This is a genomic window from Rhizobium sp. SG741, from assembly GCF_012275435.1.
Taxonomy (GTDB): Bacteria; Pseudomonadota; Alphaproteobacteria; order Rhizobiales; family Rhizobiaceae; genus Rhizobium; species Rhizobium lusitanum.
This window is the reverse complement of sequence record NZ_JAAZQP010000002.1, coordinates 374569-392703: the sequence shown is the minus strand read 5'-3', so window position 1 is coordinate 392703 and position 18135 is coordinate 374569. Positions and strand designations below refer to the sequence as shown.

The following is an 18135-nucleotide window of genomic DNA, read 5'->3' as shown; positions in this document are numbered from 1 at the left end:
CGTTTAGATGACCAGCAACCCCTGCCGTTCGGCAAGACCGATCCTCGCCAGGGTTCCGGCGTTGAAAGGGAGAAAATCCGTCTCGATGCCGTCGCTGAAGATGACGCCGTGCTCACCTGCTGGGCTCGAGCTCCTGCTGGCACGTCGCCGCACGGATCCTTTTGCCGGCGGTTGGGTGTGCCGGGCGGGTGGATCCATGTCGACGAGGACCGCGACCTCGAAGCGGCGGCGCGGCGTGTCCTGGCCGACAAAGCGGGAATCACGGCGCCCTATCTCGAACAAGTCGGCGTTTTCGGCGATGCGTTGCGCGATCCGCGCGGCTGGAGCTTGAGCGTAACCTACATGGCGTTGATTTCGCCGGATGCGTTCACCTTGCGGCACGGGGGTAACGTGACTGATGTTGCCTGGCGGCCGATCAGCGGCGACGCGGTTATGGAGCCCCTTGCATTTGACCACGCCACCATTCTGAGGGCGGCGACCGCAAGGCTGCGAAGCAAGGTCGAATATTCGACGCTGCCGGTCCACCTTCTGCCGGAAGCCTTCACATTGGGCGAATTACAGACCGTCTACGAGCGCCTTTTGGGCCGCAGTCTCGACAAATCGGCCTTCCGCAAACGCATGGGGGAAGTAGATTTCATCGAGCCAATAGAAGGAGAAATGCGCCGTGCCAGCAATCGCCCGGCCCAACTCTATCGGCTGAAGCAGGCACGCTCGACCGTCTTCTTCGATCGAACGATCTAGGAAGCCGCATTTCCACAGAAGAGACACTTCGGCTTTGACACGTGATTGTTTTTGTCCAAACTCTGCCTTTGTGATGGTACAAAGACGTCGTGGGCAGATAGGAGCGACCCGATGGGGGACCTTTTTGTCTGCCGGAAAATTCAACGGCAAAGGGCTTCTGCCCTTGGGACAGGACGAAGCGGCGGCAGGAGTTGGAGTGACTGATCCATACGACATTCTCGGCGTTGCGCGCGATGCGGGCGAAGAGCAGATCAAGGCGGCCTATCGCAAACGGGCGAAGGCGGCACACCCCGATTCCGGCGGCGATACCGAGACCTTCTCGCAATTGCAGAAGGCCTATGAGCTGCTTCTGGATCCCGTGCGCCGAAAAGTCTTCGACGATACCGGCTATGATGTCGAATTGACCGATGCCGTCGATCTGCAGGCGCTGGTCGCCATCGAGAAGCTTATTACCGATATGGTTCTGGACGAACGCGAGCCCGGGACCTTCGATCCGGTTGCTAAAATGCGGGCGGCTCTTCTCGAAGAGATCCGCAAGGCGCATTTCAGCAAGAGCGAACTGGAGCGGCATTCCAATCGGATCAACCTTCATCTCGACCGTCTTGGAAAACGCCCCGGCAAGGACGTTGTCGGCCACATGCTGCGCGCCCGCATTAAGGCGATTGCCACCGCGATCAGTGAGACCGAATCGAAGATCGGCGCCAACGAACGCGCCTGCGACATGCTCGACGGCTATCTCTATGTCATGGACGAATCTCATGACGAGGCGGAATTGGCGCCCGATATCGAATGGGACGAAGTGCCTAAGGTCCGCTCCGCCGCCCAGTGATTGCGCCATTGATCATGGCTCGCATGCGGGGACATAGATAAGCCCGTCCAAGCTGATCTTTGCGGTCGATCGAAGCCACCTTGAGACGGTCGGTTTGCTCGCCCTTATCTCGATCGCCGACTCTTTTCAGCAACGCTATGTTGCAATGCAACAATCGTCCCTAGACAAATCGAAGGGCTGGCCTAGATCAAGCCTCAAGTGAGCCGTTCGATTCCATCAAAGATGACGACACGGCGATCGGCCGACGCCGGAAGACGCCTGCGCCGGTTGAAAATTTAAAACGTGGAGTATGCGATTGCTGGCTTCCCAAGCGGATGACATCGTCTTTGAACATCTGAGCGAAAACCGATCGCGGGCCGCATTGAGGGGTGCATTCTGGTCGGCACTGGACACGTTGATCCCGACGGCGCTCAACAGTCTCGTCTTCGTCGTCACGTCGCGATTTCTTCTGCCGCAAGATTTCGGTCTCGTTGCGCTCGCCTTCGCCATCGTCAGTTTCACCGCCGGCTTTGGGCCTACAGCCTTCGGCGAAGCGCTGATCCAGCAGAAGTCGATCCGGCGCAGCCATCTCGACACGGTCTTCTGGCTCTCCTTCCTTTCGGCGGCCATTCTCTATGCCGCGCTGTTTTTCCTCTCCCCGACCGTTGCCCATTGGGTCGGCCACGACGAGATCGTCAGCCTGCTGATGATCATCGGATTGAAGATCTTCTTCGACATGATGATCATCGTTCCCAACGCCTTGATCGGCAGGACGATGTCCTTTCATCTGGCGGCGGCGCGTACCGCGATCGCCACCTGCGTGTCCGCAACCATCTGCCTGTCGCTGATCTTCGCCGGCTTCGGCCTCTGGGCGCTTGCGATCGCGCAGATCGCAGCGCCGGCCGCAGCCTGTGTCGCGGCTTTCTGGGGCGCCAAATGGCTGCCCGGTGTCCGGATCAAGCTCTCGAGCCTGCGCGAGTTGCTGCATTACGGCATATTCGCCTCCGGCAACCGGTTCCTGCAGACCATGAACCTCGATCAGCTGATCATCGGCACGTTGGTGAGCCCGGCAGCGCTCGGTATCTATAATTTTGCCAGACGCCTGTACGAGATGCTGAACAACGTGGTCGCCGGCGGCTTGACCTCGGTGAGCCATGTCCTGCTCTCTTCCCTGCAGCACGATCAGAACAAGGTCCGCGAAGCCTTCCTCATGGCCACCTTCGGCTGCTCGCTGATTTCCTTTCCGGCTTTCATGGGGCTCGCAGCCGTTGCCGACGATGCCATCCCGCTGATCTTCGGCCCGCATTGGGCGGCTGCCATCTGGCCGGTGCGCTTCTTCTGCGTGATCGGCCTGATGGCCGGCATCGGCGTGATCCAGGCATCCCTGATCACAAGCCAGGGCAAATCCGATTGGTGGTTCTACTATCAGCTGGTGCGCAACATCGTCACCATCCTGACCGTGCTTCTTCTTTATAAATATGGCGTTACCACCATCGTCTTTGCGCTGATGGTCGAAGTGCTGATGCTGTGGCCTGCGACGCTGTGGATGGTCTCCCGGTTGATCGGCCTGAGCATCCCGCAATATTTCGGCCAGTTTATCAGACCGATCGCCGCCTATCTCGGCATGCTTGTCGCGGTACTGGCGATATCGTCGGCCATGCGCGACTGGTCCATAGCCTCGCGTCTGGTCTGCGAAATCCTGATCGGCGGCATCACCTACTCAGCTCTGATCCTCCTCCTGTGCAGGGAAAGGATCCTCTTCCTGGTGCGCACGACGCTGCAAGGTCGTCGCGCAAAAGCTCAATAACTGCCGTCGCGGACAATGGATCGAAACAAGGCAGCAAATGCCACTTCGACCCCCGCCATGGCAGCACCAACTGTCAGAAAGGGCGCGTTTATGACGCTGGTTACCTTCATCATCCCGGTTCGTCATCAGGCCAATTCGAACGATTGGCCTTCGTTGAAGAGGAGGCTGTCGCAAACGATAGCCTCGATTTCCGGACAAACCAACGGCGACTGGCGCGCCGTGATCGTTGCCAATGAGGGTGCCGATCTGCCTGACCTGCCGCCGAAATTCTCGGCAGAGCGCGTAACCTTCCCGCCAAATCAGCTGCACGATATCAACGGCGCCGACCGCGAAAAAGTCTACGACGCATTCCGTCTGGACAAGGGTCGCCGGGTGTTGGCCGGAATGCTTTCCGCCCGCGACACGCGCTTCTTCATGATCGTCGACGACGATGATTTCGTCAGCGCCAACATCGTCGAGTTTGCCGCAAGAAACGCCGATGCCAATGGCTGGAAGATCGACAGAGGTTATCTATGGAACGAAGGCGGTCGGCTGCTGCTGCATCACAACGACTTCGCCAATTTCTGCGGCACGTCGCTGATCATCCGCTCGGATCTATACCGGCTGCCGGCAACCTTCGAAGACGCCGATATCGATTACATCAAGTCGATGCTCGGCAGCCATGTGCGCATCGGCAAGATGCTGGCCGATCAAGGTCATCCGCTGGGATCGCTCCCCTTTCGCGGCGCGATCTACCGGGTGGGGCATAGCGGCGCTCACAGCAAGTCCTCCAATCTGATCCGGACCCATTTTCTGAACTCATCGGTGCTTCGCCATCCACGCCAGTTCCTGGGAAATCTCTCCCGTGTCCGCCCGCTAGATCGCAACCTGCGAAGTGAATTCTTCGGCGTCCGCGCAGCCCGATAGGGCACACGCGTCGCTTTCGCTCAACGAGGTCTCGATCAATGCCGGCTGATGCAACAAGACATAGATACGCCGCCCTGGACGCCATGCGCGGCCTGGCGGCATTCGCCGTTGTCGTCTACCATCTCGACAGGCCCTATGCGCCATCAGCCTATATCGCGGTCGATTTCTTCTTCGTTCTCAGCGGATTTGTGATCGCCAGAGCCTATGGCGAAAAGCTTGCCGGTGGCATGACCGTCCTGGCCTTCATGAAGGCTCGATATATACGCCTCTATCCGCTCTTCCTGATCGGCAGCGTCTTTGGCCTTGTCCAATTGTTGTTGCACTGGCAGGCCGCAGGCGTCGGGCGCGCCGATCTCTTCGCAAGCATCTTGTCGACCGTCTTCATGCTGCCTTCGCCGAGCTTCCTGACCCGTTCGGCCGGAGACCTCTGGCCGCTCTATCCGCTGAATGGGCCGGCCTGGTCGCTGTTCTGGGAGCTGCTGGCAAATCTGGTATTCGCGCTCGTGCTTTTCAGATTGAAAACGCGAACACTTATCGCCATTGCCGCTGTTTCCCTGGCGGCGCTGATCGCTTCGGTCTTCGTTCACAGATCGCTTGACCTCGGCTGGGAATGGCATTCGGTTGATGGCGGCCTCGCCCGCGTGTTTTTCTCATTCACCCTTGGCATGATCATCTACAGGCTCCGAAGCCTTTCCGGGCTCGGGCGAACAGCAAATACCTACTTCGCCGTCCTACCGATCGCGGCGATTTGCATTCTGTTGTTCCTGCCCACCTCTTCGCTGAAATATGCGCTGATATTCTGCATCCTGATCTCGCCGCTCATCGTCCTTGCCGGCACGATGCTTGAGCTTCCGGCCAGTTTGCAGCGGATCGGCGTTTTCCTCGGCTATCTCTCCTATCCGATCTATATGTGCCATCGCGGCTTCACCGAGATCTACGGCCATGTTTTCGGTGCGATTCAGTCGCAGCCCCTTGCCTATATTGTTCTCTATCTCGCGTTGATTTCCGTCATAGCATTTGCCTCGGCGCAGCTTGCCACTCTGCTCGTCAAATATGCATCATCCTGGAAAAGCGAGACCAAGGGAGTAAGCGCCAGCACGCCCGGCGAATAGCTCTTGGCAAAGTCAGGTGTGAACGGCGGCAAGCGCGATGGCATCGGCGACTTCATCGCGCCGCTCTGAAAGATTGGCGGTCGCAACGCGCAAGTGGCTGCTGGGCAGGATGGAGAACTTGGCGCCCGGATGCACGGCTATGCCCCGCGCCGCAAGCGTCACCATCGCGAAGGGTTCGGACGAGACTGGTATCCAGGCGCACAACCCTTCTCCGTGCAACGCTTTCACACCGCGCTCGCCGAGCGCATCGATCAGACCGGCGCGGCGCTCGCGGTAGGTTTTGCGGGCATGGTCCAGGCACGCCTCAGTCGCCGAATCCCGCAGCAGCCAGGCGGCAGCCGCCTGCAGGATACGGCTGGTCCAGCCGGAACTAAAGCTGCGATAGGACTGGATCTGGTCGATGATCGCGCGCGAGCTCGAGAGCACCGCGAGACGCAGATCCGGCCCGTGTGTTTTCGAAAATGAGAGAATATGGATGACGCGGTCGGGGAAAAGATGTCCCATGGAATGACGCGGAGCCGTCGAGATATCGGCTACACCATCGTCTTCCACGATCAGCGTGTCCTTATCGCGAAGGACGCCGGCGAGACTTGCCATGCGCGCGGGGCTGACACTTTGGCCGGTGACGGAATGTATGCGCGGCTGAAAGACGAAGGCGACCGGCCGGTACTTCAGCGCCTCTTCCAGCGAGGACGGCAGCGGCCCTTCCTCGTCGCATTTTACCGGAATGATGCGGGCGCCACGATCCTCCAGAATATCCAGCAGCCGCATGCCTGTGGGATCTTCGATGGCCACCGAGGCGCCGGGCATGACGAGAGCGTTGATCAAAGTATATACGGCGTTATAGCCGCCATTGGTCGCCAGGAAGGCTTCCGGCTCGTAGGGCCAGGCCTTCCTCACCACCTCCTCCAGCTCCGGCAGGATACGGCTGCGCTCGTAACTGTTGAGGTTCTCGGCCGAGGCGCCATAGGCCATCGCCGCCTCCAGCTTCGGCAGCAGTCGGACATCGGGAACGGCTGCGGTCAGGTTCAGTGCGCCGTCGCCATAGTCACCCACGCTCGCAAGACGCACCGGCTTGGCGACGAAACGATCGCCGCTGACCCATGTGCCGTTCCTACCGCGCCCACTGATGATCTTCTGACGCCGGAGCTCGCTCCAGGCCTCCGACAGCGTCGCTGGACTGATGCCGAGCGCAAAGGCCAGATCGCGGATCGGCGGCAATTTGGTGCCGACAGGCAGCGCGCCCGCGCGGATCAGCGCACTGGTCTCGATCGCAATGCCGCGAATCGTCCGATCGTTCAATTTTTCGGCAAACCACTTCGCATCCCGATTTTCGCCCATTTCCGCGCCATCTTTTAATGTTCAATAACGTAATAACATTTGATTGACCCATATTGAACATTTACTCATCTGGAAAACAAGTTTTCTCGTGAGTGAATATCCATGCCCCTTACTCTCCGCCTTGCCCTCCGTGACTGGGACTACATGACACCGTTGGTCCTGGGTGACGTCTCCTCCCAAAAGCTCGATCTCAAGGTCGACCGGGTCGGCACGCTCATCTCGCATGTCGGCAAGAGCGATGCCTATGACGCGGCTGAAACCTCCTTCAGCCGCTATACGCAATTGCGCATCGACGGCGACGAGAGCGTCGTCGGCATCCCGAATTTCATCATGCGCGGTTTCCGCCACCGCTGCGTCATCACCACCAAGGACAGTCCGATCACGACCTTTGGGCAATTGACCGGCAAGCGCATCGGCGTCACCGGCTGGCGCGACTCCGGCAACACCTGGACGCGGGCAGCACTCCGCCGCGAGGGTGTCGGCGTCGAGGACGCCATGTGGTATGCCGGTCGCCTCACCGAAGCTCATCCGATCGTCGACCGTCTCGATGGCTTCGGCCGTCCCGGCCGTATCGAGGCAGCCCCCCGCGAGAGGCCGATGGTCGACCTTCTGAAAGAAGGCGGGCTCGACGCGATCTTCACGCCCTTCATGCCGGACGGCTATTTCGCCGGCGACTCCGCTTTCCGCCAGGTCCTTTCGGATTTCCGCAGCGCCGAGCGTCGCTATTTCGATGACGTGGGCTATGTACCGGGTATGCACCTGATCGGATTGAAGGCCGAAATCGTCGCCGAACATCCCTGGGTGATTGGCGAGCTGAGTGCGTTAATCGATGAATCGCAGCGCGTGTGGCTGAACAAGCGGCGGAAATATGCCGACACGACGCCCTTCATGCTCGACGAACTGCTGAAATCGGCGGCCGAGCTGCCGGAGGGCTGGGATGCGAGCGGCTTTGCGGCCAATCGCAAGATGATCACAGATTTCGCCGGCGAGTTGCATGTGCAGGGGATCCTGCCGCGACTGATGACGCCCGAAGAACTCTTTCCGTTCGACATCGATGGCAGCCGGACGAGCGCGGCGTAACCATCGGCTGAAATTCAAAAATGCAAAGCAAAAAAGGGGAACACATATGTCGCTGAAGAAAATGACCTACCTTGCCGTGGCAAGCCTGATGATCTCGGGTTCCGCCTTTGCAGAGGACGCGAGCTTGCCGAAACTCTCGGTCAACGCGGACCTGCATGCCAAGCTGCCGGAAGCTCTACGGACCTCCGGCAAGATGATCTCCGTCAATAATGGTTCATTCCCTCCCTATGAAATCGTCACCGGCACCAAGCTCACCGGCGCCAGTGCCGATCTGACCGATGCTATCGGCGAGATCCTCGGGGTCAAAATCGAACATGAGAGCGTCAGCGGCCTGCCCGCCATTCTCGCAGGCATCAATTCCGGCCGCTATCAGTTTGCCTTCGGTCCGATCGGCGATTTCAAGAGCCGCGAGGAAGCCAATGATTTCGTCGACTGGGTGCAGGAATTCGTTGTCTTCGCCGTCCAGAAGGGCAATCCAAAGGCCATTACCTCGCTCGACAGCGCCTGTGGCCAACGCATCGCCGTCATGGCTGGCGGATCGGCCGAAAAGGTGATCCAGGCCCAGGCCGAGAAATGCAAGACCGATGGCAAGGGCGCGATCGAGATCCAGTCCTTCACCGATCAGCCAAGCTCGATCCTCGCCGTTCGCTCGAAGCGCTCCGACGCCTTCTTCTCGTCGCAGGCACCGCTCACCTATTTCGTATCGCAGGCAAACGGCCAGCTGGAACTGACCGGCGTCGGCCAGAAGAACGGCTTCGAAGACCTCTATCAGGGCGCCGTGGTGCCGAAGGGCTCGCCGCTAGGGCCCGTTCTCAAGGATGCCGTCAAGCTTCTGATTGATAATGGCACCTATGCCGCCATCATGAAGAAATGGGGCCTTGAGAACAACATGATCAAGGAACCGGGTATCAATCTTGGCGGGACGTTGCCGAAATGAGTACGAACACCGGAGATATCGCATCGCCGTCCGGCGATGCGGCCGAGCGGGATGTGGCGAATGCCCATAAACCGTTTCCGAAGGGTCGCGTCGCGGCCTGGGCCGTCACCCTTGCGATCGCCGCCTATTTCGCCTGGTCGGTCGCCAACAACGAGAATTTCGGCTGGCATGTCGTCGGCCAGTATTTCTTCGATCCCGTCGTCATCAGCGGCCTTTATGTCTCGCTTGGCCTGACTGTCGTCGCCATGGCGTTCGGCATCGTCCTCGGCCTGCTGCTGGCGGTCGCCCGCTTGTCTAAGGATGGGCTCGCAAGCTCGCTCGCCTCCCTGTTCATCTGGTTCTTCCGCGGCACGCCGCTGCTCGTGCAGCTGATCTTCTGGTATAATCTCTCGACGCTTTTTCCGACGCTGTCGATCGGCATTCCCTTCGGCCCAACCTTCGTCAGCTGGGACACGAATTCCGTCATCAGCCCGATGACGGCGGCCATCGCCGGTCTCGCGCTCAATGAAGCTGCCTATATGGCGGAGATCATCCGCGGCGGCCTTCTCTCGGTCGACAGGGGCCAGTTCGAAACGGCCGAAGCCTTCGGCATGACCCGGGCCCGCGCGCTCCGCCGCATCATTATCCCGCAGGCGATGCGCTCCATCGTGCCGCCAACGGGCAATCAGCTCATCAGCATGATCAAGGCGACCTCGCTCGTCAGCGTCATCGCCATGGCCGACCTGCTCTATTCCGTGCAGTCGATCTACAACCGCACCTTCGAAGTCGTCCCGATGCTGCTTGTAGCCGTCCTCTGGTACCTGCTGATCACGTCGGTGCTGAACATCGGCCAGAGCTATATCGAGCGCTACTATAGCCGCAGCGACCGCCGCACCGGCACTGCCACAAAGGATGACACTCCGATGCTGGTTCCGGCACAGGAGGCGGGCCAATGAACGCCAACGTCAACCTGCCGCCGCTCGTGCGCGCCCGCAATGTCCACAAGTCCTTCGAGCATCTCGAAGTGCTGAAGGGCATCGACCTCGATGTCGCGCCAGGCGAGGTGGTCGTCATCCTCGGCCCTTCCGGCTCCGGCAAATCCACCTTCCTGCGCTGCATCAACCATCTGGAATCGATCAATCGCGGATCGATCGAGGTGGATGGAGAACAGATCGGCTACCGCATGAACAAGGGCCGCCTCGTGCAGCTCTCCAATCATGCAATCGCGCTGCAGCGGCGCAAGATCGGCATGGTGTTCCAGCAGTTCAACCTCTATCCGCATATGACGGCTCTGCAGAACATCATCGAAGCACCGGTCGGCATCCACGGCGAAAGCCGGAAGCAGGCGACGGACAATGCGCGGGCACTGCTCGACCGTGTCGGCCTTTCAGCCAAGGCCGACAACTATCCGCGACAGCTATCCGGCGGCCAGCAGCAGCGCGTGGCAATCGCAAGAGCGCTGGCAATCAAACCGAAGCTGATGCTGTTCGATGAGCCGACCTCGGCGCTCGATCCGGAACTCGTCGGCGAAGTGCTGGCCACCATGCGTGATCTCGCCAGCCAGGGCCTGACGATGATCGTCGTCACCCATGAGATCGGCTTTGCCCGCGAAGCCGCCGACCGGGTCGTCTTCATGGATGGCGGCAAGATCGTCGAACAGGGCAAGCCGGAGGATGTCATCGGCAATCCGCAGCATCCCCGCACCAGAAGCTTCCTGTCGCGCTTCATCTAGCGCGACGGCATTCGATCCCCTTAAAGCCGCCCCGCCGAGGCTGGACGGCGGCTCTAGCGAACCATTGGAACAGCCATGACCCTCGACAACGATTTCGCCCGCCTGTCGGATTTCGAGCCGATGAAGGCCGAATTGATCGGCATCCGGCAGCACTTTCACGCCAATCCCGAGCTTTCCTTCGAGGAGGCGGAAACCGCCCGCTTCGTCGCCGAAAAACTGGAAGCCTGGGGCTACGAGGTGACGCGCAATGTCGGCGGCCATGGTGTCGTCGCCCGGCTGACGGCCGGGGCCGGCAAGAAGAGCATCGCCATCCGCGCCGACATGGACGCCCTGCCCATCACCGAGCAGACGGGTCGCCCCTATGCCAGCACGACGCCGGGAAAGATGCACGCCTGCGGCCATGACGGCCATACGACCATGCTGCTGGGCGCTGCCGAATATCTCGCCCGCACCCGCCGCTTCAACGGGACGGTGAACCTGATCTTCCAACCAGCCGAGGAAGCAGGCGCTTTAAGCGGCGCTCCAGCGATGATCAAAGACGGGCTGTTCGAGCGCTTTCCTTTCGACGTCATCTTCGGCCTGCACAATCATCCCGGCGCGCCGGAAGGCACCTGGCTGATACGTTCGGGACCGCTGATGGCGGCGGCGGATACGGCCGAGATCACCATAACCGGCAGGGGCGGCCATGCCTCTCGCCCACACCTGACCATCGATCCGATCGTGGTCGCCTGCAACCTCGTCGTCAGCCTGCAGTCGGTCGTCTCCCGCAGCATCGACCCGACGCAGACAGCAGTCGTCACCGTCGGCTCCATCCATGCCGGCGAAGCGTCAAATGTCATTCCCGAGAGTGCCAGGATGCTGCTCAGCATCCGCTCTTTCGATCCGAAGATACGCGAGCTCCTCGAAGCCCGAATCCGCAAGCTGGCGCAATCCGTTGCCGAAGGCTATGGCGCCAGTGTCGAGGTCGACTATGCCCATGGCCATCCCGTCGTCGTCAATTCCGAGAAGGAAACCGAATTCGCGCGCATGGTGGCAGAAGAGCTCGTGGGCGCCGACAAGGTCGCCACATGCAGCCTCATTCCCGGCAGCGAGGATTTCTCCCACTATCTGGAACACAAGCCCGGCAGCTTCCTGCGCCTCGGCAACGGCGTCAATTCCGCAATCCTGCACAGCGCCAAATATGACTTCGCCGATGAAAGCCTCACCGTCGGCGCCGCCATGTGGGCGCGACTGACCGAGCGCTATCTCGACGCCTAGGCAACATTGCGAACCTGCCCAGACTCTCACAGCGGATCGGCCCTGACCACTGGTCGGGGCTGATCGATATCCAGATGCGAGATGATGGAAAAAGTGTCGGCAACAGGCGCCGTCAGAGGGACACCGTCATGTCAAAGCGATCCCTCGAAACCCGTCACTTATCCAGGGATCCGAGACTATCGGACGTGGCCGGTGCGGTGTTCTCAGGGGTCTCCGTCTGCAGCCCGGTCTTCAGCTGCGAGTCATGAGACTGCATCAGCCGCCATTCGCTTTCCAGACGATCAATCACATCCGTAGGAATCTCATTTCTTACGTTTTCGAACTCTTGCATCACGACCTCCATTGCCATGCGATAATGGCATGACATGGAAGAGATTCTTTGTAAATCAATGCATTAAAAAATTTAAACGATTAAAATTACTTTAATCGTTTGAAATCCTTTTGCCTGTGGACAAGGGCTCTATCCTGATCGAACTTCAGTCAATTCCATTCATAAAGCCGCTCATTTCAGAGCAGAATCATTCGCCTTGTCCACCGCAAAGGCACCATTGCTGTTACGGAGCACCGATGGCTGCCTTCGAGCGTCGAACTCGAAATCCTGTGCGCGCCAGATCGAATCGTGCTGCTCGCGCATGGCATCGGCCGATTGGCGAACGACCTCGGAAATCCGCGTGAGCTGCTTGGCCAAGGGGCTCGTCTTGCGCCAGATCATGCCGATCGTTCGTGACGGTTGCGGACTTTGGAAACGCACGGCCGACACCGATGCCGAGCGTGTCTCCACCGCCACCGCCATCTCCGGTATCAACGTGACGCCGATGCCGGCGCTGACCATCTGCACCAGCGTCGAGAGCGAACTGCCGTCCATAAGCTCTCGTGGGAGCGCCGACTGTATATTACAGAAAGATAGGGCCTGATCGCGAAAGCAATGGCCTTCCTCCAACAGCAGCAAGCGCATTTCGCGCAGCGCTTCCCGATTGGGCACCGGCTTGCCTTCGTCCTCGCTCGGTCGCACCAGCACAAAGTTTTCCGCAAACAGCGCGACCTCTGTCAAGGTCGGTTCGGAAACAGGCAGCGCGACGATGGCCGTGTCGAGCCGGCCTTCCGCCAGTTCCTCGACCAGCTTCGACGTCAGCGTCTCGCGCACATGAATGTCCAGGCCGTCATACAGGCTGGTGAGATTGCCGATGATGGTCGGCAGCAGATAGGGCGCGACCGTAGGGATCACGCCGATCCGCAGCCTCCCGACTGGCTGGTTATGGGAAGCGCGCGCCAGATCCCCCAGTTCGTCCACCGAGCGCAGAATATTGCGAACGCGCACGGCGAATGCCTCTCCAAAATTGGTCAACCGAACCTGGCGCGCGCCCCTCTCGAAGAGGTCGGTGCCGAGCTGCTCCTCCAGTTCCTTGATCTGCATCGACAAGGCGGGCTGGGAGATTGCACAGACATCGGCCGCGCGCCCGAAGTGACCGTGCTTTGCCAGGGCTTCGAAATAGCGAAGCTGCTTGAGGGTGAGATTTGTCATAATTTTACCTTATCGCACCGATCAGGAAATCCAACTTAAATTAATGGAACGGCTTGGCTATAGTGCGTAAGGCGAATACGAGATATCGCCGCATGTCATACCAAGCTCACAATGGGAGCATTGACTGCAAGAGCTCATCGATGCCCGGGTCGGTCGCAAACCTGGGCGTCGGGATTGGTCTGCTTCCGGACGGTCCGCTTCGCGGGAGGTCAGAATAACGAGAGATTCCATGCGCATGACATGTCGTCATCGCGCCGAACATGAAACCGAATTGCTGCCCAAGAGGTGACGACACCTCCACCGGGCGGCGCAGTTCAAGCCATCATAAGGGAGAAAATTATGGATACAAAAGTTGAAAACGCTGGCAAATGTCCGTTTCCGCACGGCAACACAAGCGTCTCGGCCAGATCGAATCGCGACTGGTGGCCGAACCAGCTGAACCTTAGGATTCTCCATCAGGGCTCTTCCCTGTCGAACCCGCTGGACAAGGCATTCAACTATGCCGAGGAATTCAAGAAGCTCGACCTCGAGGCCCTGAAGAAGGACCTCTTCGCGCTGATGACGGATTCGCAGGAGTGGTGGCCGGCCGATTTCGGCCATTACGGCCCGCTCTTCATCCGCATGGCCTGGCACAGCGCCGGCACCTACCGCACCGGCGACGGCCGCGGCGGCGCCTCCTCCGGCACGCAGCGCTTCGCACCGCTCAACAGCTGGCCGGATAACGTCAACCTCGACAAGGCCCGCCGCCTGCTCTGGCCGATCAAGCAGAAATACGGCAACCGCATCTCCTGGGCCGACCTCATGATCCTAACCGGCAACTGCGCGCTGGAATCCATGGGCTTCAAGACCTTCGGTTTCGGCGGCGGCCGCGATGACGTCTGGGAACCGGAAGAAGACATTTATTGGGGTGCGGAAGACACCTGGCTTGGCGACAAGCGCTACAGCGGCGACCGCGACCTCGAAAATCCGCTCGCGGCCGTGCAGATGGGCCTCATCTACGTCAATCCGGAAGGCCCGAACGGCAACCCTGATCCGCTCGCGGCTGCCCGCGACATCCGCGAGACCTTTGCCCGCATGGCGATGAACGATGAGGAAACCGTCGCCCTCATCGCCGGCGGCCATACCTTCGGCAAGACGCATGGTGCCGGCGATGCCGCTCATGTCGGCCCCGAGCCGGAAGCTGCCGGCATAGAAGAACAGGGCCTCGGCTGGAAGAGCAGCTTCCGCAGCGGCAAGGGCGGCGACGCGATTGGCAGCGGTCTGGAAGTGACCTGGACCTCGACGCCGACCAAGTGGAGCAACAACTTCTTCTGGAACCTGTTCGGCTACGACTGGGAATTGACGAAGAGCCCGGCCGGTGCGCACCAGTGGACCCCGAAGCATGGCGCAGGCGCCAACTCGGTGCCGGACGCACACGACAGCTCCAAGCGTCACGCCCCGGCCATGCTGACCACGGACCTCGCCCTGCGCTTCGACCCTGCCTACGAGAAGATCTCCCGGCGCTTCTTCGAGAACCCGGATCAATTCGCGGACGCTTTCGCCCGCGCCTGGTTCAAGCTGACGCATCGCGACATGGGTCCGCGCGCCCGCTATCTCGGCCCGGAAGTTCCGACGGAAGAGCTCATCTGGCAGGATCCGGTCCCGGCCGCTAATCATGCCCTGATCGACGCCAACGATATCGACGCGCTCAAGGGCGAGATTGCTGCATCGGGCCTCACCATCCCGCAGCTGGTTTCGACCGCTTGGGCTTCGGCTTCGACCTTCCGCGGTTCCGATAAGCGCGGCGGTGCAAACGGTGCCCGTATTCGCCTTGCGCCGCAAAAGGATTGGGAGGCCAACCAGCCGGCCCAGCTTGCATCCGTGCTCCAGACGCTGGAAGGCATCCAGAAGAAGTTCAACGATGCGCACGCCGGCGGCAAGCAGGTCTCGCTCGCCGATCTGATCGTCCTCGGCGGTTCCGTCGCCATCGAACAGGCTGCGAAGAAGGCCGGGCACGATGTGGTCGTGCCCTTTACGCCGGGCCGGACCGACGCATCGCAGGAACAGACGGATGTCGACGCCTTTGCCGTTCTCGAGCCGATCGCAGACGGGTTCCGCAACTATCAGAGGGGCGTATACACCGTTTCCTCCGAAGAGCTGCTGATCGACAAGGCGCAGCTGCTGACGCTGACGGCACCTGAGATGACCGTCCTCGTCGGCGGCCTGCGCGCACTGAACGCCAATGTCGGACAGACCCAGCATGGCGTCTTCACCAAGCGCCCCGAGGCATTGACCAACGACTTCTTCGTAAACCTGCTCGACATGAGCACGGAGTGGAAGGCGGTTTCGGATGCCAAGGACGTATTCGAAGGACGCGACCGCGCAACCGGCGACGTGAAGTGGACCGGCACCCGCGTCGATCTCGTCTTCGGCTCCAACTCGCAGCTGCGCGCGATCGCCGAGGTCTACGGACAGGGCGATGCCCAGCAGAAATTCGTGCGGGACTTCGTGGCAGCCTGGACCAAGGTGATGAACGCCGATCGCTTCGATATCGCCTGATGTGAAGTAGAAGCATGCTCGGACGCGGCCAGGTTCAGGTCGCGTCCGAATATCGCATCGTGACTATCTTCGAAATTATCCCGGCAGATCGATTTCCTCGCGGCACATCCACGGCTTCAAACCATGAAGCGGACTGGAATGCTATGTTTTGGTACCCGCCAGATCAGCCCGGTACGGCAGCAGCGTCCTGGCGTCTGCCTCTTTCAGTCCACGCATTCAACCGCGCGCGCGCTGGCTGTTCGATCAGATGGTAGCTGGCTGCCGCGCAGCAAATTGCCAGGACCAACGCGATAGGCTTCGGCAGCAGGCCGTGTAGCACGACGATATGGAACGGCTGTTGCCATAAATAGAGCGAGAAGGACATTCGCCCGATTTGCCGGATGACGGAGCCTTCGAACAGCGCTCGGGAAAGACGGGTAGAGTCCCCGATTGCGCAAACGGCGATCGCCAATAGCAAAGTCTTTGCACCGAAGAACAGCCAGGCGACATCGCCGAACAGGCGCGCAACCAGACCCCCGAAAAGTGCCAACGGCATTATCCACCTTATCGCCGGCCGTTTGAGGCGCTCACCAAATAGCAGGAAGACTGCCGCCGAAATCAGCATGGGCGCCGCAGCCACGTCGGTTGGCCAGAAGACGATAAACGGATCCCGCCCATAGATGTCATATTGCACAATGCCGTTAGCGAGCGCCGCAAGGCCCAATGCAAGAATGGTGAGCCCGATGAACCGAACAGCGGCTCCGCGAAGCAGCAAGGCCATGAGGGCAAGCAACACATAGCTATGCTCCTCGACGCATAATGACCAGATATGATCAAAAACGGGTATGAAGGTGCGACTTTCGATGATGACGTAGTTCAATGTGAAGGTGAGCGCGGACAAGACGCCGGTGACGCCGGGTGCCAGCGGCGTTTGGGAAAGGAGGAGAGCGCTTGCAAGCACGAAGGCCAACAAAGCGGGATAGACCCGGCTGAAACGACGGAGGAAGAAAAGCCGCAGGGGCATTTTCCTTACAAAGAGAATTTCAGCCATGAGGCGGCCTGAAAGGACGAAGAAAAGGTCAACGCCAGCCGATCCGAGATCGGGAAGATAGCTGTCCCCGCCAAAGTGCCCGATGAGCACCAGCAAGACAGCAAGTCCGCGCCAGCCGTCAAGTGCCGGAATATGAAGTTGCTTTTGAATTTCGGACATCAAAGGCTGCCGGATTGTTCATCTCTAGCGCCACCTTAAGATGTCCATATTAATAGATTTGGCATGCTCCACTATCCAAGATAAGCAAAATACTTCCTGGGAGAGAGTTTTCTCATTGCACAAATCCCGGATAGGCTTGGCTTACAAGGGCATAGCAACCTATTTCACTGACTTTGATTGCAGGCAATGATTGTCGAAACCATTGCCTGCAGTTTTAGCCGATCAGAGCAGGGCAGTTTGGCCTATACGACGGCGAAAGCAGCCATGCGCGAGGACGCATCGGCACGATTGCGTCGCCAGTGCCGATCATCAGGTCAGCCGGCTGGGCGCAATTGCAGGCGCGAAACGCCGGCCGCGACATTCAGCCCGGTTCCTGCCTCGGCGCTCAGCGGCTGCAGCGCGAAATTTTTCGAGTTGCCGCCGACGAGGGCGTTGGCACCGAGACCGAGACCGACGGAAGCGCCGGCGGAAGCGCCGACATAGGTGCCGGCCAAAGCGCCTTCACCGACGCGGGTTGGTGCGGTATTGACGACGATCCAGCTGAGATACGTCTTGCGGGTGACCCCGATGTCGATACCAAGCTTGCCGATCGTACCCGTGTAGCGTTCGACCTTGCCTGTTCGCTGCTTGAAGGTGCAACTGATGTCCTTGCTGGATCCGATAATCATGCCGACGCCGCCCGCAACCTCGCAGGACAGCGTTCCAAGACGCTGCTTTGGCTCGGAGGCAACCTGCACTGGCTGCTTTTTGGGATGATGCGTGCTGGCGGCCGAAGCCACCGAGCCAAGAGCAACGGAAATGACCGCTGCCGCGATGATGATCTTTTTCATGACTTATCCTTTGGCGGTTTGAGCGCCGCGGTCAGCCCGGCCCGCGGCCCGGAGGTCGATGCACCGATCTCGGACCGGCCGGGCGGTCCTCGATCTGTGTGGAGGACGATATGGTTGATGATCCGAAGCCCGGCATATTCGCCGGCAATCGAGAGCGCCCGCTCACGCGCCTCATCGGATGGCGCGTCGCCCGACAGAACAATCGCGCCCTCTACGGCGCTAACGTCGATATGCGCATCTTCCAGCCCATCGGCATAGGCAATCAAGCAGCGGATGGCCGCGCAGGTCGCGCAGCTATCCGACGAAATCGTCAGCGATGAGAGCCTGGCTAGAAAGAGCATCGGAAAGCCTCGGCG

17 protein-coding genes and 1 pseudogene are annotated in these 18135 nt (G+C 59.9%); 11 read left to right on the top strand and 7 right to left on the bottom strand.

The features are described from left to right. Nucleotides 1-3: 3 nt before the first annotated feature. Nucleotides 4-114 (bottom strand): annotated as a pseudogene (locus tag FHT29_RS34415) (sugar kinase); the annotation flags it as partial. A 228-nt stretch (nt 115-342) separates the two neighbouring features. Here FHT29_RS34415 and FHT29_RS34410 point away from each other — a divergent pair. The 5 genes from FHT29_RS34410 to FHT29_RS07195 all read left to right on the top strand — a co-directional run bounded on the left by FHT29_RS34410 (nt 343) and on the right by FHT29_RS07195 (nt 5374). After that, the gene (locus tag FHT29_RS34410; RefSeq protein WP_348644861.1) at nt 343-741 is read left to right on the top strand and encodes a hypothetical protein; all 399 of its coding nucleotides are present in this window, start codon (nt 343-345) and stop codon (nt 739-741) included. 196 nt (nt 742-937) lie between these two features. Then, nucleotides 938-1570 (top strand): DnaJ domain-containing protein, encoded by a 633-nt coding sequence (locus FHT29_RS07210; protein ID WP_037193235.1) that lies wholly within the window; start codon nt 938-940, stop codon nt 1568-1570. A 295-nt stretch (nt 1571-1865) separates the two neighbouring features. Then, nucleotides 1866-3356, top strand: a complete 1491-nt coding sequence (locus FHT29_RS07205) for a lipopolysaccharide biosynthesis protein (RefSeq protein ID WP_092573630.1) — start codon at nt 1866-1868, stop codon at nt 3354-3356. A 90-nt stretch (nt 3357-3446) separates the two neighbouring features. Beyond that, on the top strand, nt 3447-4262 hold the full coding sequence (locus FHT29_RS07200; protein ID WP_168599460.1) for a galactosyl transferase: 816 nt from the start codon (nt 3447-3449) through the stop codon (nt 4260-4262). A 38-nt stretch (nt 4263-4300) separates the two neighbouring features. Then, entirely contained in the window at nt 4301-5374 is a 1074-nt protein-coding gene (locus FHT29_RS07195; protein WP_168599459.1) for an acyltransferase, read from the top strand. Between the two features lie 12 nt (nt 5375-5386). Here the strand turns inward: FHT29_RS07195 and FHT29_RS07190 are convergent, their stop codons facing one another. After that, complete coding sequence (locus tag FHT29_RS07190) at nt 5387-6715, bottom strand: PLP-dependent aminotransferase family protein (RefSeq protein WP_168599458.1); 1329 nt, start codon at nt 6713-6715, stop codon at nt 5387-5389. Nucleotides 6716-6817: 102 nt separating this feature from the next. Between FHT29_RS07190 and FHT29_RS07185 the strand changes: the two genes are divergently transcribed. The 5 genes from FHT29_RS07185 (at nt 6818) to FHT29_RS07165 (ending at nt 11700) form a co-directional block, all read left to right on the top strand. Further along, nucleotides 6818-7795 carry a nitrate ABC transporter substrate-binding protein gene (locus FHT29_RS07185; RefSeq protein WP_168599457.1) on the top strand — a complete coding sequence of 326 codons (978 nt, stop codon included), beginning with the start codon at nt 6818-6820 and terminating at the stop codon, nt 7793-7795. 46 nt (nt 7796-7841) lie between these two features. Continuing rightward, on the top strand, nt 7842-8732 hold the full coding sequence (locus FHT29_RS07180) for an ABC transporter substrate-binding protein (protein WP_037192540.1): 891 nt from the start codon (nt 7842-7844) through the stop codon (nt 8730-8732). Beyond that, nucleotides 8729-9667, top strand: coding sequence for an amino acid ABC transporter permease (locus FHT29_RS07175; RefSeq protein WP_168599456.1), 939 nt, complete (start codon nt 8729-8731; stop codon nt 9665-9667). Before FHT29_RS07180 ends, FHT29_RS07175 begins: the two co-directional genes overlap by 4 nt. Then, nucleotides 9664-10443 (top strand): amino acid ABC transporter ATP-binding protein, encoded by a 780-nt coding sequence (locus tag FHT29_RS07170; RefSeq protein ID WP_168599455.1) that lies wholly within the window; start codon nt 9664-9666, stop codon nt 10441-10443. The genes FHT29_RS07175 and FHT29_RS07170 overlap by 4 nt, the downstream gene beginning before the upstream one ends. 75 nt (nt 10444-10518) lie before the next feature. Further along, nucleotides 10519-11700, top strand: a complete 1182-nt coding sequence (locus FHT29_RS07165) for a M20 aminoacylase family protein (RefSeq protein WP_168599454.1) — start codon at nt 10519-10521, stop codon at nt 11698-11700. A gap of 154 nt (nt 11701-11854) precedes the next feature. Here FHT29_RS07165 and FHT29_RS07160 read toward each other — a convergent pair whose 3' ends face one another. Together FHT29_RS07160 and FHT29_RS07155 are read right to left on the bottom strand one after the other, a co-directional pair. Then, nucleotides 11855-12031 carry a hypothetical protein gene (locus FHT29_RS07160; protein ID WP_167669541.1) on the bottom strand — a complete coding sequence of 59 codons (177 nt, stop codon included), beginning with the start codon at nt 12029-12031 and terminating at the stop codon, nt 11855-11857. Between the two features lie 171 nt (nt 12032-12202). Further along, nucleotides 12203-13222, bottom strand: coding sequence for a hydrogen peroxide-inducible genes activator (locus FHT29_RS07155; RefSeq protein WP_246703005.1), 1020 nt, complete (start codon nt 13220-13222; stop codon nt 12203-12205). Nucleotides 13223-13561: 339 nt separating this feature from the next. On the opposite strand from FHT29_RS07155, the gene katG reads away from it, so the two are divergent. Further along, complete coding sequence (gene katG, locus FHT29_RS07150; protein ID WP_168599453.1) at nt 13562-15760, top strand: catalase/peroxidase HPI; 2199 nt, start codon at nt 13562-13564, stop codon at nt 15758-15760. Between the two features lie 163 nt (nt 15761-15923). Here the strand turns inward: katG and FHT29_RS07145 are convergent, their stop codons facing one another. From FHT29_RS07145 to FHT29_RS07135, 3 genes are all read right to left on the bottom strand, one after another. Further along, nucleotides 15924-16949 (bottom strand): acyltransferase, encoded by a 1026-nt coding sequence (locus FHT29_RS07145; RefSeq protein WP_047554588.1) that lies wholly within the window; start codon nt 16947-16949, stop codon nt 15924-15926. Nucleotides 16950-17263: 314 nt separating this feature from the next. Further along, a complete protein-coding gene (locus FHT29_RS07140) occupies nt 17264-17779 on the bottom strand; it encodes a DUF992 domain-containing protein (RefSeq protein ID WP_037192556.1) in 516 nt (171 codons plus the stop codon). Beyond that, nucleotides 17776-18120, bottom strand: a complete 345-nt coding sequence (locus FHT29_RS07135; protein ID WP_080760456.1) for a BON domain-containing protein — start codon at nt 18118-18120, stop codon at nt 17776-17778. The genes FHT29_RS07140 and FHT29_RS07135 overlap by 4 nt, the downstream gene beginning before the upstream one ends. Nucleotides 18121-18135 lie beyond the last annotated feature (15 nt).